This is a genomic window from Candidatus Hydrogenedens sp. (genome assembly GCA_035361075.1).
GTDB lineage: Bacteria > Hydrogenedentota > Hydrogenedentia > Hydrogenedentales > Hydrogenedentaceae > Hydrogenedens.
In genome coordinates, this window is record DAOSBX010000031.1 from 24,594 (window position 1) to 40,252 (window position 15,659).

15 protein-coding genes are annotated in these 15,659 nt (G+C 40.9%); 13 read left to right on the plus strand and 2 right to left on the minus strand.

All coding sequences use genetic code 11. From position 1 onward, the window contains the following. Nucleotides 1–77 precede the first annotated feature (77 nt). The gene (locus PLJ10_09980) at nt 78–1,868 is read left to right on the plus strand and encodes a glycoside hydrolase family 2 TIM barrel-domain containing protein (GenBank protein ID HOK09976.1); all 1,791 of its coding nucleotides are present in this window, start codon (nt 78–80) and stop codon (nt 1,866–1,868) included. Between the two features lie 55 nt (nt 1,869–1,923). On the opposite strand, the gene PLJ10_09985 is transcribed toward PLJ10_09980, so the two are convergent. Further along, on the minus strand, nt 1,924–2,970 hold the full coding sequence (locus PLJ10_09985; protein ID HOK09977.1) for an alcohol dehydrogenase catalytic domain-containing protein: 1,047 nt from the start codon (nt 2,968–2,970) through the stop codon (nt 1,924–1,926). Between the two features lie 62 nt (nt 2,971–3,032). Further along, nucleotides 3,033–5,603 (minus strand): Na/Pi symporter, encoded by a 2,571-nt coding sequence (locus tag PLJ10_09990; protein ID HOK09978.1) that lies wholly within the window; start codon nt 5,601–5,603, stop codon nt 3,033–3,035. Between the two features lie 208 nt (nt 5,604–5,811). On the opposite strand from PLJ10_09990, the gene PLJ10_09995 reads away from it, so the two are divergent. The 12 genes from PLJ10_09995 to PLJ10_10050 form a co-directional block, all read left to right on the plus strand. Next, nucleotides 5,812–7,092: a hypothetical protein gene (locus tag PLJ10_09995; protein ID HOK09979.1), complete on the plus strand. Its 1,281-nt coding sequence runs from the start codon at nt 5,812–5,814 to the stop codon at nt 7,090–7,092. Nucleotides 7,093–7,122: 30 nt separating this feature from the next. Beyond that, nucleotides 7,123–7,842 (plus strand): hypothetical protein, encoded by a 720-nt coding sequence (locus PLJ10_10000; protein HOK09980.1) that lies wholly within the window; start codon nt 7,123–7,125, stop codon nt 7,840–7,842. 37 nt (nt 7,843–7,879) lie between these two features. Continuing rightward, complete coding sequence (locus tag PLJ10_10005) at nt 7,880–8,086, plus strand: hypothetical protein (GenBank protein ID HOK09981.1); 207 nt, start codon at nt 7,880–7,882, stop codon at nt 8,084–8,086. A gap of 15 nt (nt 8,087–8,101) precedes the next feature. Next, on the plus strand, nt 8,102–8,842 hold the full coding sequence (locus PLJ10_10010) for a hypothetical protein (GenBank protein ID HOK09982.1): 741 nt from the start codon (nt 8,102–8,104) through the stop codon (nt 8,840–8,842). A gap of 18 nt (nt 8,843–8,860) precedes the next feature. Next, on the plus strand, nt 8,861–9,241 hold the full coding sequence (locus PLJ10_10015) for a hypothetical protein (protein HOK09983.1): 381 nt from the start codon (nt 8,861–8,863) through the stop codon (nt 9,239–9,241). A 21-nt stretch (nt 9,242–9,262) separates the two neighbouring features. Further along, entirely contained in the window at nt 9,263–10,312 is a 1,050-nt protein-coding gene (locus tag PLJ10_10020; GenBank protein ID HOK09984.1) for a hypothetical protein, read from the plus strand. Nucleotides 10,313–10,411: 99 nt separating this feature from the next. Further along, nucleotides 10,412–10,876, plus strand: a complete 465-nt coding sequence (locus tag PLJ10_10025) for a hypothetical protein (protein HOK09985.1) — start codon at nt 10,412–10,414, stop codon at nt 10,874–10,876. A gap of 29 nt (nt 10,877–10,905) precedes the next feature. Next, nucleotides 10,906–11,292, plus strand: coding sequence for a hypothetical protein (locus PLJ10_10030; GenBank protein HOK09986.1), 387 nt, complete (start codon nt 10,906–10,908; stop codon nt 11,290–11,292). Nucleotides 11,293–11,569: 277 nt separating this feature from the next. Further along, entirely contained in the window at nt 11,570–12,100 is a 531-nt protein-coding gene (rplJ, locus tag PLJ10_10035; GenBank protein HOK09987.1) for a 50S ribosomal protein L10, read from the plus strand. Between the two features lie 56 nt (nt 12,101–12,156). After that, nucleotides 12,157–12,561: a 50S ribosomal protein L7/L12 gene (gene rplL, locus PLJ10_10040; GenBank protein ID HOK09988.1), complete on the plus strand. Its 405-nt coding sequence runs from the start codon at nt 12,157–12,159 to the stop codon at nt 12,559–12,561. A 216-nt stretch (nt 12,562–12,777) separates the two neighbouring features. Next, complete coding sequence (locus PLJ10_10045; protein HOK09989.1) at nt 12,778–14,685, plus strand: glycosyltransferase family 39 protein; 1,908 nt, start codon at nt 12,778–12,780, stop codon at nt 14,683–14,685. A gap of 397 nt (nt 14,686–15,082) precedes the next feature. After that, a partial coding sequence (locus PLJ10_10050) for a carboxypeptidase-like regulatory domain-containing protein (GenBank protein HOK09990.1) occupies nt 15,083–15,659 on the plus strand: 577 nt, incomplete at its 3' end.

Here is a 15,659-nt window from a genome sequence, read left to right on the forward strand (position 1 = left end):
CAACACAAAATTTAAATATAATACATTCTTGTTTTCAAAAAAGATACCGAACATTAGAACGTTAGAAAGGAAACCTCATGAAAATGTTGCTATTCTCAACAATCCTATTTATCAGCATCTGTTTTTATATATCTCACTCTGCAACAGCAGAGGCTATCCCACGTCCCGAACACCCACGTCCAGATATGATGCGTGAGCAGTGGGTTAACCTGAATGGTATCTGGGAATTTGCAGAAACGGACGACAATAACGCCTCATTTTTAGAGGCAAATGCTGTATTTCCAGACCGCATTCAGGTTCCATTTTGCCGAGAAAGTGAATTATCTGGGCTTAATCGCAAACAGTTTGTTCGCAATGTATGGTATCGTCGAACCATATCCGTCCCTTTTGAAAATTGGAAAGAACATCGTGTCTTATTTCATATTGGTGCCTGTGATTGGCATACACGAATCTGGTGGAATGGGAATTTATGTGGAGAGCACTTTGGCGGTAGTGCCCCTATTACCTGCGATGTAACACCATTTATAAAAGAAGGGGAGAACGTTATTATTGTTCATGCCTTTGATGATGTTCGCACTGGTCTTCAAGCGGGTGGCAAACAATCACCCAAGCCAGAAAGTTTTGGGTGTGTCTATACTCGGACGACAGGTATCTGGCAAACAGTATGGTTAGAATTAGTTGGTACGTCCTATATCGAACGATTCAAAGTATACCCAGATATGGATAAGGGTCAAATAACCCTTCATGCTCTCTGTCGGGGCGATTTGCCAGAAGGCTTGTCATTAACAGCGGAAGCGTTTTTCAATGGTGCAAATGTGGGCAATGCGACAGTAAAATTAAATGGCGACACAGCCCAATTAGTATTACCTCTCCAAGTGGTTAACGTATGGGAGCCAGGCAAACCTGAACTATACGACCTAAAACTAACCTTAAAAAAAGGTAATGTGGTAGTTGACAGATTAAACTCCTACTTTGGGTTGCGGAAATTGACATTAGAAGGACGTAAATTTCTTATTAATGGCAAACCTGTCTTTCATCGTACCGTCCTCGACCAGGGCTTTTACCCCGATGGGATTTGGACTGCACCGACAGACGAAGAACTTCGTGCCGACATAGAACGTTCTATGCAAGCAGGTTTTAATGGGGCACGTCTTCATCAGAAAGTATTTGAACCACGTTTCTTATACTGGGCAGATAAATTAGGGTATATTGTTTGGGGTGAGTTTCCAGACTGGCAATTCGACCATAAGAATACTGCAGGACAGTTACATTATATTAACGAGTGGCGTGAAATAGTCGAACGCGATTTTAACCATCCCGCAATTATTGGCTGGTGCCCGTTTAATGAGACACCAAAAGAAGCAGTGCCTTTGCAGGGAGTTATTCTTGAATTAACCCGTGCCATTGACTCAACCCGACCTGTGCTGGAAGCCAGTGGATGGACTCACGGCTACCCTAAGCCAATGCTTATCGATGCCCATGATTATGAGCAAGACCCCGTAAAATTCAAAGCCAAATGGGATACAATTGCGGACAATCCTAAGAAGCCCGATTGCTCCTATGCAGAAACACGTCCTGTCCCATTTTTCATTAGTGAATATGGTGGAATTGGCTGGAATGTGGAACAAGGTGGTTGGGGATATGGCAACAATCCGAAGACATTAGAGGAATTTTACCAGAGATTGGACGGGCTCACAAAGGCAATTCTGGATAACCCCTACATGTTCGGCTTCTGCTATACGCAGTTATATAACATTGAGCAAGAACAAAATGGAATTTATACATACGACCGTAAACCGAAATTTGACCTTGACCGTATCCGTGCCATTTTTTCTGCAGAATCCGCCTACGAAAAATCTAATAAGTAAAAGAGGTTTAACCCCGACCTGTCCGACCCGTCCGACTGGTCTGACAAAACTCCTTTTATATCCAGTCAATAGAAGCCTTTATCAACTTTCCTGCTCCAGAAGCAACCATATCAAAAGCCAAACTCGTCTGTTCAGGCGGGAAATGGTGTGTTAATATCGGTTCAATCTTAATTTTCCCCTGTCGTATTAGTTCGATGGTACTCGGAAAGTTATACCTAAACCGCCGACACCATTGTAATTTCAGTTCACGACGTCGTGCAATACTAACAGGGATAGGGTCGTAATCCTTCCCAGAAATTCCCACCAATACACATCTTCCAGCAGGTTTAGCACCATGGCAAGCAATAACAATCCCTTCTGAACTGTTTGTGCAATCAAACGTTACATCAAACCCATGATGCTCTGTGATTTTATTGCACCAATCTATACTTTCTTGGGTCGGTTCACTGGAAATCGGAGTAAGACTTTTATGGGCACCTAATTGTATCGCAATGGCACTACGGTAAAGATTTAAATCTATTCCTGCTACCAGAGAAGCACCACTTAACAGCAATAACTGTACAGTTAATAGTCCTATGGAGCCGAGACCTACTACCAGTGCTGTTTCGCCAGGATGAAAGCAAGCCAATTCTACCGCATGCAAGGCAACTGCTGTTGGCTCTACCATTGCGGAAATAGGAGCGGACATCGTATCAGGAACCGAGAAACACATCCGTGCTGGTACCGAAATAAATTCGGATAGAGCACCATCACAACCAGGTCCCCCTAAAAATTTCATAAATGGACAAACATTATAATGCCCCTTATTACAAAACTCACATTCCCCGCAAGGTATCCCTGGCTCCACTGCTACCCGTTTACCGACCAGATGTTCAAATTGCGAACCTTTAACTTCAATAACGTTACCAGCGAATTCATGCCCTAACACCAATGGTGGCGAGATATGCTGGTCTCCAATTTTACCTTCTACGTAGTAATGAATATCCGAGCCACATATTCCGACAGATTCCACCTGAACTAATGCCTCACCATCTTTTGGGATAGGTTTTGGCTTCTCAATAATTTGTATATTTTTGGGTCCGAGCCAGCAAGCACACTTCATTTGCTTCCCTTTGCGTTTTATTACATATTCATTTGTAACGAAGATTTAAGATATAGTTCGTTTTATCGAATGACATTCAATACAATTTCAGCACGTTCCGCAATATTAACAATGTGGTCGCTAATACGTTCTAAATGTCCTAAAACATCCAAGAACACAACCCCAGCCTTTACAGAACATTCACCTGTATCCAAACGATGAACATGGTTCTCGGTGAAATGGTGAACAAGTTCCTGAACTTTTCCACCTATAAAAATAGATTTTTGTGCAGAGTCAATGTCATGCTTTTCAAATGTTTGAAATAGAAATTCCATCTGTTCATTTAATGTGTGCTGAAGTTCACGAATTTCGTTCAAAGCAGATGATGTTAAAGTCAGTTCATTCTGTTTCAAGATGTGGTAAAGTTCAATAAAGGCTTCCGCATGGTCACCCAATCGTTCCGCATCGTTAACAGCATGGATTAAAGCAGGGATTAATTTCGATTGAGACGGTTCTAATTCTTTTCGAGATAGTTCTACAAGATATTCCGTTATATCATGTTGGAGACGGTCAATTAATATTTCGCGTTCCTGAATACGTTGGATTAACGGTTCTTTCCCTGTGCAGAACAGTTCACATGCATCATTGATGGAGTTTTGTCCTTTGCGAATCATATATGTGACTTCTTTTACCGCTTGTTCAAGAGCAAATAGTGGTGAATTTAAAAGTTTCGGTTCGAGATATTCAAGCACTGTTTCTCGATCCTCTCGAGTGGTTGGGATAATCAACATGCAAAGTTTTGCATGTAAATTGACAAAAGGCAGGAATAGGAATGCATTGATAATGTTGAACAAACTATGTGCATTCGCAGCATGTCGTACAATATTTTCTGGATGTTGAGAAAACACATTTCCTGGAGTTACCCAATCTACAATTCCTAAAAATAACGGCTGATGGTTCCAGAGTGGGACAAAGAATAAGCCAAACATAATTAATGTCCCGATTACATTAAAGAAGGTATGAGCCAACGCTGTACGCTTCGCATTACGGTTCGCATTCAATGCTGCAAGGTTCGCCGTGATAGTCGTTCCGATGTTATCCCCGAGAATAAGCGGAACCGCTGTATAAAAATTAATGAGCCCCTGAGCACAAAGTGCTTGCACAAGACCTACCGTAGCACTACTGGACTGAATAATACAGGTTGCTATGGTTCCAATGAGAATACACATAAGCGTTGGCACTAATGGCATGACCCCTTGGGCATCAGGGGAACAATCGAACTTATGAAACCACTGTATAAACTCGGTACTGTAACGTAACGGTTTTAGCACATCGGACATGATGGTCAAGCCAAGAAATAATAAACCAAACCCGAGAATGGCTTGTCCGAAGGCCTTTACCTTTGCATTTTTAGGAATCCACATCATGATGAATCCGATTGCAATTGCAGGTAAGGATAACGTCTCTAACCGAAAAGCAATCAATTGTGCCGTGACAGTCGTACCGATGTTTGCACCATAAATTACACCGATAGCCTGCTTCGATGAAAGCATCCCCGCATTGACAAAACCGACAGTCATTACTGTAGTTGCAGAAGAGGATTGAACAAGAGCAGTGGTAATAGTCCCTGCTAACAATGCAGTCACACGATTTTGTGTCATAAATTGAAGGATGGCTTTCAATTTGCGGTCTGCAGCTAATTGAATGCCTGACGACATCAAGGTCATCCCATAAATGAATACCGCAAGTCCACCCAGTAACGTTACTAATAGCCCCCATTTATTCATCCCCATCACTTTGAACTCCAAAGACCTTGTATCAAATCGGTCTCTGGGGGTTATATCGGGTCGTGTATCACGAATTTCAATGGAGGCATAATTTATTCCTGTCTCGTTCCCTAATTTCCAAGAGGTAACTGCCTTACCTTCATCGTCAGTAAGTATATGTGTATTTTTAACCGAGGCACCTTTGGAAGAACCCTCAACACGGAAAAAGACTTCCACTCCTTTTGCAGGTGAACCATCACTATTGACCAATCGAACACCAAAAGAATCAATGGTACCCCCTGCTACCGATTCCTTTGAAGATAAAATTTTTTCTACACCACCAATAGCACGTAATCGGGCAGGTTTAACATTCGGGAAATCTGGTAACGATGCCTCTACCCAAATGTCTCCACACCAATTCCCTAATTTTAATAACGCAGAGGCGGAACCCCCTGCATCCGTTATAACCTCTGCTTTAGGTTGGTTCGTTTTGGTAAATACAGCACCCGTATCCTCGTTAAGAACTCTGAATAAGACTCGAACACCACCAATGCCCTTTCTGCCTCCTTCACCACCAAGTAGACCTTTCTGAATTGCACTCTCTACCGTAACACGAAACGGCTGAGGCAACGTCTCACCATGCATACATACCTGATTATCACCACTTGCATATTCATCTGGCACAACCCTTTCAGGTGATAGACTCCCCGAATCACAACCTGTAAATACAAAAATAAGAAGTGTAAAAAGGAGAATAGCCATAGAAAATACACGAAGAGAGAAAATATGAAACATGGATTTCCTCTGCATAAAAATCCGTTTTAATGGCAAACCCCAGACCTCTTTATTCGAAGCCCAAAAACAATTTTGGTATTTGTCTAAAATCATAAATTTTTTTTACTCCCCACGTTTATTATACAGAAAAGCAATCTACTTAGTCAATCTCAAATGTTTTGTCCGACGTGCCTGACGTGTCCAACTCGTCTGACGTATCTACCCCCCAATAACCTATTCTCTATCAATAAGTTAAACCCTGTTCAGGGCAAAATACTCACTCTTATTTATAGAGCAATTTTACAAAGGAAAAGGAATAGTTATGGGCATATATCCAGAAAAAGCATTAACATGGTTATATCGTTTATTATCCCTGAAAGGCTCAAATAGCCCTTCTAATACAAAGGCAAAACCTGCAAATGCAATTCGCCACTCCCTGATATTTGATACCCCTAATCCTTTGTCATATAACTTCGTCCCGCTACCAGACCATATCCCCTTTTTTATGCTCGAAGTTTACAGATACTTGCGTGATTCCATTCCCGACCTGTCCGATGCAGTCTGGACATGGAAACGACTTTGTAATAATGGCTTCGACCTACAGTGGGGAAACGAAGTAACAGAGGCGAAACTTGCTCAGGCAAAACGGATAATTGAACAGTTAAACCAGCGAATAAATAGTGGTGATGGTGGTCTTACAAATTTGCTGGATATTATATATACCTCACTATTTACCTATGGGGCATCCGCCCTTGAAATTGTTTTTTCACCTTCCAGCAATTACATTCAGGATATAGTCCCGATTGATGTCTGGACTATCCGCTTCCGTTGGGAAGACCATTCATGGCAGGCATACCAGATTTATGGGAATGAAACAATCCATTTGCCATCAGAACGATTCGTATATATAGCCTTAGACCGTGATGGAACAAACCCTTACGGTCGTTCCTTATTTCGTGCTTTGCCCTTTGTAATCAAGGTTCAACAGAGACTTATGGAGGATATGGCACGTGCAATGCATAACGCAGGCTGGGCACGACTCCATGTGCAGTATAAACCCGAAGCAAAACTACCAGAAGAAAGTGAAGAGGAATATCAGAACCGAATGGAGGCAAACTTGGCTGAGATTCGGGAACAAATGAGCAATTTAGGCGTTGACCAAAATGTCGTTACCTATGATAATGTAGGAATTTCTGTGGTTCAAGGGGCACAACGCTATCCTGCCTATTACGATACACAGCGAGCCATTGAAGAACAAATCATCACAGGCACACACATGATGCCCATCTTGTTAGGTCGGAATTATGGAACGACAGAGACCTATGGGACGGTGCAATATGAGATTATCAATCGTCAGGTAGAGACTATCAATCGCTCCATCGCTCGAATATTAGAGCGGATTTATCGTTTAGAGTTGGCACTTGCAGGTGTTCAGGTAGAATTGACGGTTCAGCCACGTTCCAATTGCACTTCAGATGCCCAAAAACAATCACTGGTCGAAACAAGACGGGTGAATGAGTTATTGCAATTGTTGCAGGCTGGAATCATTAGTATTGAAGAAGTCCGTAATCAACTTCGTCACATGAACATTTTATCTTCATAAACAACAGAACATCATAAAGGAGGTTTAACAATGAGTATTTTGGACACACTTTGTTTCGCAGAACGCTGGGGTGAAGTTATATCACCCGCACGTACTCAATTATCAGCAGAAACGGAGACAGATGAAAATAAAGAAGTCAATCGCTACACCTTGCGAGAACTAAAACCAGAGGAATATGTCGTTTTTACCCTTGATTTATGCCACAATCAAATTGACCGTCATTTCAGTTGCTTTCCAGAAGAGGAATTGAACACCATCAATCGTCTTGTGCCAGGTAGACCTTTAATGGAGCGTCATGATTTAAGAGGCTCTTTACCTCGGGGCACCTTCTTCCGTTCAACATTATCTCGCAATGGAGATTATGTTTCAGTTCGTCCTAAAGTATATGTGCTATTGTTAGACGAAAATCGGCACTTTATTGCAAATATCGAGGGTGGTATCTATCGGGAGACATCAATTGGCTTTTCATTTACCTTCCCTGAATGTTCTATCTGCGGTAAGGATATCCGTCAATGTATTCATGTGCCTGGCACAAAATATGATGGTAATTTGTGTTTCTATCACATTCGCGGGGTTCAGGATGTATTAGAAGGCTCGGTTGTTGCCTGTGGTTCTCAAGGAACATCCTTCATAACAGAAGCACGCTCCCAATTTGCAGAGCGGATGGCTGAAAAATCACAGAACATATTGGGTCTAAATTACTTTAATGAATATAAAAATAGAAACCATAAATATTGGAGTTATGAATAAATCATTGGGTCATCAAAACAGAAAAGGAGGTCTCAAAATGCCACCAAAAATATCATTAACCAATAAGAAAAAATCACCACAAGGATTTGAACTTATGAACCGCCTTTGTGAGGATATTTCCGAACTACGAGAACGAGTTTCACGTCTTGAACAGTCCCTTCTACGCGGATTGTGGCTACTTGTGGCTAATTTGTTAGGAGTAATCTTCTCCCTTGTTCAGCAAAACATGTTTAACAATTACTAACGAAAGGAGGTGAAAATGCTAAGTCGGTTCCGAAAATATGAAGAATCCATCCCTATTGACTGTGCCTTACACTCCGAAGGGCGGTTTGTAGTACAGCGACATAAGGATAAGCAGGGACATCATCTCGATGTCCGCCTTGAACAAGACCACTATCTATTAGGTTGGAGAATAGAAGCACATGAACTCCTACCAAAACTATGGGGTCAAGAAAAACTCCCCCACGACCCTATTTGGTTAGAGACGGATAAGGAGACAGAGTGTCTGCTTGCAGGACGGTATCGTTGGTTCAAGCAAAGCGATACATGTGGTTATCTGGAATTAACTTCAGAAACAGGTCAGCAAATGGTGTATCAGGTCGAACGTTGGGCAGGCTTCCCTGCACGATTTCAGCAGGCTCTATGGCAACGGATGCAGACATGGCAAATTGCACCAGCGGATGTGCCATCCTTGATAGAAGATGGTATTCACGCTCGGAAGTATGCCATCCGTAAACTTTGTGGATTAGGACAATTTTTAGATGGCGACGCATTCTGCTCGGAACACTGGGAGAAGGCTCTGGCTCGATGCTCTTTGGAAGAGATCTATTCATATCTGCAAAAATGGGAGGCTCGTTTTTCCAGATATGCACCGTCGGAACGGATATCTCGACCAGAGAAGATAGATGAGTCTTGGGTAAAATCGGGAGATAACAAGTTATCTCAGGAAATACTAAACCTTGTGTTGACACAACAACAAAAAGAAACAACTAACATATAACAAAAAGGAGGTTCTAATATGGTCTTCGGTGATATTGGTGGAACATACACAGAATTAATCATTACCTGCTCCACACCATCAACAGGAACAGTAAGCATCCATCGTGGAGATGCCTTGAAACTTACAGGTGATTATGAGGTGAGTAATGCCTTCGCAGGAGAGGATGTTATCTTCGGGCAAGCCATGAGTGATTGCGATACAAATGAAAGTGCCATTCCTGTAAAGGTTCGAGGCGTGTGTATCTTTGATTATCAGGGGACACCGCCTACGGTAGATGGATTAAAAGGCATCGTGGGGGCATCTGTGCCAGGCAAAGTTAAAGCACCCGCTACGGGTAATGGTTTTGGCAGAGTTATTAAAGTAGAACCAGCCACGAGTCGTGTTCATGTCTTACTCTAACAAGAAAAGGAGGATATTTGTATGATAAAAGAAAACACCAAACTAATGGAACAGATGCAGTTTTTATCCCAACCGAAAGAAAAACTGATTTCAACGAAAGGTAAAGAACTATACGAGACCTTAAACACGTTGGGCTTGTCTTATTCTCAATATTTCCGTGCGTTGGGAACGAATATTGAGGAGTATTGTGCAAGAGAATTTGGAATAGACCTGCATCAAATTACGGTTGAACGTTTCTTCCAGACGGACCCAAATACGAAATGGTTATTTCCAGATTTGGTTCGTGAGTCAGTAGTTGCTGGAATGCAAAGCAAACCTATTTATCCACAATTAATCATCCGTGATGAGCATATTGGCAGTGCAGTTTATGATGTGCCGTATGTGGAAGAATCAGAGGAAGAGGAAGAACTTCGTCTGGTTAGTGAAGGTTCCGCTATTCCAGAATCGGAAATTACGTATGGAGACCGTGTGATTCGGCTGGAGAAATTAGGACGGGGTGTCATTGCTTCGTATGAAGTTATTCGCAGAATGTCGGTAGATATGTTGCGGGTTCATTTGCGAAGAATGGGAGAGTGTTTAGGTCGGAATTTAGATAAACGGCTTGCTCTAATATTGGTCTATGGGGATGCTTCTGGCAGTGGAACCGCCCCAGAAATACTTAACTCAAGCACAGCTGGAACATGGAGTTATACAGACCTTGTCCGTGCATTTTTACACCTGACCACTAAAAATTTCTTTACTCCTACACATCTGGTCGCCGATGCAAATACGATGGAGGCATTACTGTCGTTGCCAGAACTAACCGATTCAGGTCTGTTTGATTTTGCACGGAGTGGAAATTTGCCAACGCCATTAGGTGTAAAACTTGTGCCGATGGCTGACCACCCAGCAAACTGCTTTACATTGCTCGATTCACGTTATGCTGTGCAGAAGTTGACCGAGCAGGACTTATTAGTCGAAAGTGACCGATTAATTAACCAGCAATGGGATCGCAGTTATCTAACTGTAGTAACTGATTTTGCGGTTATCTACCAAAAAGCACGAGTTGTTGTTCGGAACGATTGGAGTTAACCCTTTTCCATTGACCAGATTACATATCTATGAGGGGTGTGCTTATACCTGCCACCCCTCATAGATGGCAAGAAAAACAAGATAAAAGGAAGGAAATTTATGTCTGGACGGAATAATCTTCAACTTGCTATCAAAATAGGTGATACATATCAAATAACACACTTCAATCTAAAAGAATTTGAAAATCCAAATGGGTGGGCTATGGTGCATGAGTCGGTAATAATATCACTTACCAAAGTCCGTAAAGCTTTGATGGAAAAAATAGGCGAAGAGGTTGAGATTATTATTACTGGCTCAACACGAACACCACAGGATCTAAAAAGATTGGCTGAACGGCTTGGCTGGCTGGAGGAGGGAGGCTCTGTCGCAAGAAATTCAAGGCATCTCGACCGCTTTGGAGGGATTGCAGTAGACTTTTACGCACGGCAGAAACGGGATAAAAAACGAATCGCGACAAATATTGTCAAAGAAGTCTCACAACAATATTTTGATTTTGTAAAGGCTGATTATCCAGATGGGCATATCCACGCAGATAATCGGAATCAAAGTAATACAACATTATGAGCCACTAAATTAAAAAGGAGGAAAAAAATATGATTACAACAACAATTCCTGTTTTAGACCAGTTCTTATTTTATTTACTAATGATGGTCTTTGGTAGCCTTTGGACAATAATGCGTGCTTATGAGTTATACCAACAACTCCGCAACTCAAAATATCGACTGGTGCTCAGTATTATTGAAAGTGCTGTCCAAAAAACATACGACACCTATACTCGTGAAATCAAAAAAAGTCGTGAAGATGGAAAATTAACACCTGAAGAACGACAAAAAGCGTTTCAACTTGCTATGGAAACCGCCATTGATTTGGCTAAAAACCAGAATTTAGACATCTTCAACATTGTACGGCGAGAATTTATGCCTTATCTCATTCAACGCTCGTTGCAAAAACTAAAACTACAAAAGGCACAAAACAAATGACTACAACCCGTCCGACTTGTCTGACCTGTCTAATGTGTCTGCCTTCATCTGTTTGAAAGCATCGATTTAATTGTGATACAATTCTAATAGTGCATCAAAGACAGCCGGTGGTTCGCAAGAACCTTAATATTGCCAGCCGAGAGGCACGAAACACAAAATAATTAGTCAATTATGGAAATTTGTGTCCGTGTTGCCTTGAGGTGGCACGGATGTTTTTTTTAATAACTGAATAATAACGTTTAAGTGTAATGAGTGTTATGAGAGGAGGTGAAAAGCCTTGCCTACAAAGGAAAAAATTGAATCCGTTAACGAGATACGAGAGCGACTCGAATCGAATAAGATAGCAATTATGACCCAATATATGGGTATAAATGTGGCACAGGTTACGGAACTACGTAAAAAACTGCGGGATGCGGGTATTCAATACAAAGTGTATAAAAATAATCTCGCCCGAATAGCCTTACGCGAAATTGGAGCAGAATCTGCTGCTGATTTTATGAATGGTCCGACCGCATGGGCTTTTTGTAATGACCCAGTTGCACCTGCAAAAATTTTGAAAGAATTTTCTAAAGAAGTACCTTTTGTTCAAATCGTCGGTGGTGTTATGGAAGGTAAGGTGCTCACGAAGGAGCAGGTTATCAGTCTTGCGACTCTACCGCCGAGAGAGGTATTGCTGGCTCAAGCCGTCGGAACAATTTCAGCACCGCTACGTAATCTTGTCACAGTCCTGAATGCGATACCAACAAGTCTGGTTAATGTAATTAATCAAATTAAAAAGAAGAAAGAAGAAGCCCAAACGGCTGCTTAATTTCATATTGATAACAAACCAAATAAAAACAATATAACAAATAAGGAGATAATCCGATGTCAGACAAATTACAACCAATTATTGATGCAATTGCAGAACTGAATGTTCTGGAACTCAGCGAACTGGTCAAGGCGCTGGAAGAAAAGTTCGGTGTCACCGCTGCAGCGCCGATGGCAATGGCTATGCCAATGATGATGCCCGGTGCCGGTGCATCTGCTGGCGGTGAAGCCAAAGAAGAGGGACCCTCTGTATATAACGTCATTCTTAAAGAGCAGGGTTCCCAAAAGATTAACCTCATCAAGAAGGTTAAAGATTTATTAGGTCTTGGGTTGAAAGAAGCCAAAGATTTAGTCGACTCCGTACCTAAGGCAATTAAAGAGAACGTTAGCGAAGAAGAAGCCAAGAAGATTAAGGAAGAATTGGAAAGCGTCGGAGCGGTTGTTGAACTTCAAGGTGTATAATTAACACCGAAAATTTTAGACCATTCATATTACAGCACTGGGATATTCTCCCAGTGCTGATTTTTATTTGTGCTCTCAAAATAAATACGACATAATTTAATTTCGATTTTCAACCTTTGTTATATAGACATGTTCAAAAGTGCGTTTAACAAACATATTGGCATATAATTACCAAAAAATGAATTTGTTTAATCTTTTCCGTCGGATGTTTTTGTTATGGAACGAAATAAAGAGAATAATTATGTCAGAGATATAATTCTTATTGGATTATGGGCACTGGTACTGTTTGGTGCTAATATCTGGGGGTATGATTTATGGTCACCAGATGAGCCACGGTACGCAGAAGTGGCACGAGAAATGCAAGTTATGAATAATTATCTGGTTCCACATGTAAATGGGAGACCGTATCTTGAAAAACCACCTTTGTTGATGTGGCTAATGATAGTATGTTCGTATCCGTTTGGAGGGGAGGTAAGCGAGATACCAGCAAGGTTGCCTTCTGTTCTAAGTGGAGTTGTAGCGACTATTCTGACTTACCTGCTGGCACGAAGATTAGCACATAGAAAAATAGCTATGCTTTCCGCATTGATATTTATGACCATGCAGAGAGTCTGGTGGCAGGCTCGGTTCGGTCAGATTGATATGCTACTTACCGCATTACTGCTATTTGCCCTTTATGCTTTTCATTCATGGTATTACTCGGAAAGGCGAGATTGGAAATGGTTAATTATTATGTACCTTTGCCTCGGCGGTGCCTTATTTGCGAAAGGTCCAGGAACGTTGGTCTTTCCAGTCTTGTTCTTTCTTGTCTTTTATTGGAGAGAGAAGAGGGAGGTTATCAAAATTCATCCGATTGGCGGATTTGGGGCGATTATTGTTTTATATGGGCTGTGGTATGTATATGCACGATGGATTGGTGCGGAACAAATGCAAGAGGGGTCTGTGCACGTGATGGGTTCCGACCTGTTCAAGCAAACTTTAGGCAGGTTTATCTATGGAGTTTCACATCCACAACCGCCATGGTACTATTTCATTTCAGTACCTATTGATATGTTCCCTTGGTCTATCTTCCTTTTGTGGGTTATTCCTTGGGTCTGGAAAAATCGCAATGAACATGAATATGAAGGATTACGATTTTTACTTCTATGGGTTGTGCCAACGTTTATTTTTTTCTCAATCGCCGTTGGAAAACGAGCAATTTATTTACTGCCTATCTTCCCGATGCTCGCCATCATAACTGCGCTCAGCCTGATGTCATTTGAATCCACATCAACCAAACGGTGGAAAAAGGGGATACGTATCCTCTGGATGGTGTTATTGCTCATTTTGGCAGTGGTTCCATATACAGTATTTTGGACAGAAATTAAACATATTTGGAACTCTTACTGGATATTACTAAGTGCAGTTGCATTAATAGCAATTATTGATACCTTCATTGATTTTGTCAAACAGTCCGAAAAACGCTCCCTCCTACGGCAAATTCCGCAACACGTGTCCTTATATCTTATTCTAACAGCATTTGTTCTTTTTCCATCTGTTAATCAGATTAAATCAGTGCGGTATTTTTGTGAGCCATTACGACAATGGAGTGAAGAGAATAAATTATACGAGGCATACAGCTTCGGATTTGAAGAAGAGGAGTATACCTATTATGCCAAACATTTTATAATTCCCTTCTTTTCAGAAAAAGAATTAGATGCCTTCTTAACCGAACAGTCAGAACCTTATGAATTTATGAAACAAATATCTGAGGTTCATAAACAATTTGCAAAGACTGCAAGAAAGATAAACTTTAATGATATCCTTTTACCAACATCAGAAGAGATAACACAAATAAAATCTGTGTTGGAAGAGGTCAAAATAGAGGCAGATAAGAAAGGGAAAATAAATATATTTAATCAAATTGAACTAATGTTAAATAAAAAAATAGAGGAGCTCCATACAATATTAAAGAAGGAGACACCCGTTTTCATGCTCATCAGAGATGAAGATTGGAAATGGGTTGTCGCTCTTAAACCTGAACTGGGTAGTGAAGTCAAAATTATAAACAAGAGAGATGAACTCGACCGCTCAATGCTACTTTTAGCAAATAAACCTGCCTCCATAACCATAAATAAAAAGTAACAATCCTAACTCTACAAACGAAGTATGTATAATATAAAAGATAAGTAATTCTTCTTCTCCGATTCGCATTATTTCCCCCTGGAAAAACATTCTATGTCAGTTTTGACTAAAATATTTTATTCAAAAAGAATAAAATTAAATCAAATTAAACAATAAACAGGAAAAATAAAAAGTATACTTGTATAATTTTCAATTTATGTTTTGTATAAAAGGTTGTTTAATGATAATACTGTTTATTACATTCTTAATTTGGGAATAAAATTCTTGAAAAATTTTTTCCACTTTTTTAAAATTATATGGTATAATAACGACAAGGAAAAAATAGAAAGCTGTGGGCAAAAGGGTGCTTACAGCGGAAGTGGTAAACAAATAACACTAAATTGTAAGGAGGTATATTATGTGTCAGTCAGGTAAAACGACAGGTAAATTTATGTTACGGAGTTTACTCCTAATAAGTGTATTTATTGTATTAGGAGTAATAACGAGTATGCTTTTCGTGTCTGATGTGTCAGGCCAGGAGAAAGCAAACAATGTGCGTGGTAAGGTAATAAACAGTATAAGCAAGAAGCCTGTGGCAGGAGCGACAGTAGAGATTAGTATAGCGGATAAGGCAAGCACAGCACCTGTAGTAACAGATGCGAATGGTAATTTTGAATTTCCTGATTTAGGGACATTACAACCGCCATATCGATTAGATGTTACGAAACGTAAATATAAGCCGAAGACGGTCCAGCCGGTCAATAGTGGTGCGAATATTACAATAGATTTAGAACCGGGAAATATTCAGAAACCGGTAAAACCGAGGGTGTATAGTGGGCCGCGTAGTGTCCGAGTTGGTTGGGATGCAAATCCTGAGTATAACATTGCAGGGTATAATGTGTACCGTCGGACAGTCGATGCGAATGGGAATGCATTAACGGCTTGGACGCGTCTGAACAATCCAGGTTCCCAGCCGTATGAAAATTATATAAGTG

What these genes read in the sequence shown, in the direction of transcription:
- PLJ10_09980 (HOK09976.1), top strand. Translation starts at nt 78, where the DNA reads ATGAAAATGTTGCTATTCTCAACAATCCTATTTATCAGCATCTGTTTT.
- PLJ10_09985 (HOK09977.1), bottom strand. Translation starts at nt 2,970, where the DNA reads ATGAAGTGTGCTTGCTGGCTCGGACCCAAAAATATACAAATTATTGAG.
- PLJ10_09990 (HOK09978.1), bottom strand. Translation starts at nt 5,603, where the DNA reads ATGATTTTAGACAAATACCAAAATTGTTTTTGGGCTTCGAATAAAGAG.
- PLJ10_09995 (HOK09979.1), top strand. Translation starts at nt 5,812, where the DNA reads ATGGGCATATATCCAGAAAAAGCATTAACATGGTTATATCGTTTATTA.
- PLJ10_10000 (HOK09980.1), top strand. Translation starts at nt 7,123, where the DNA reads ATGAGTATTTTGGACACACTTTGTTTCGCAGAACGCTGGGGTGAAGTT.
- PLJ10_10005 (HOK09981.1), top strand. Translation starts at nt 7,880, where the DNA reads ATGCCACCAAAAATATCATTAACCAATAAGAAAAAATCACCACAAGGA.
- PLJ10_10010 (HOK09982.1), top strand. Translation starts at nt 8,102, where the DNA reads ATGCTAAGTCGGTTCCGAAAATATGAAGAATCCATCCCTATTGACTGT.
- PLJ10_10015 (HOK09983.1), top strand. Translation starts at nt 8,861, where the DNA reads ATGGTCTTCGGTGATATTGGTGGAACATACACAGAATTAATCATTACC.
- PLJ10_10020 (HOK09984.1), top strand. Translation starts at nt 9,263, where the DNA reads ATGATAAAAGAAAACACCAAACTAATGGAACAGATGCAGTTTTTATCC.
- PLJ10_10025 (HOK09985.1), top strand. Translation starts at nt 10,412, where the DNA reads ATGTCTGGACGGAATAATCTTCAACTTGCTATCAAAATAGGTGATACA.
- PLJ10_10030 (HOK09986.1), top strand. Translation starts at nt 10,906, where the DNA reads ATGATTACAACAACAATTCCTGTTTTAGACCAGTTCTTATTTTATTTA.
- rplL (HOK09988.1), top strand. Translation starts at nt 12,157, where the DNA reads ATGTCAGACAAATTACAACCAATTATTGATGCAATTGCAGAACTGAAT.
- PLJ10_10045 (HOK09989.1), top strand. Translation starts at nt 12,778, where the DNA reads ATGGAACGAAATAAAGAGAATAATTATGTCAGAGATATAATTCTTATT.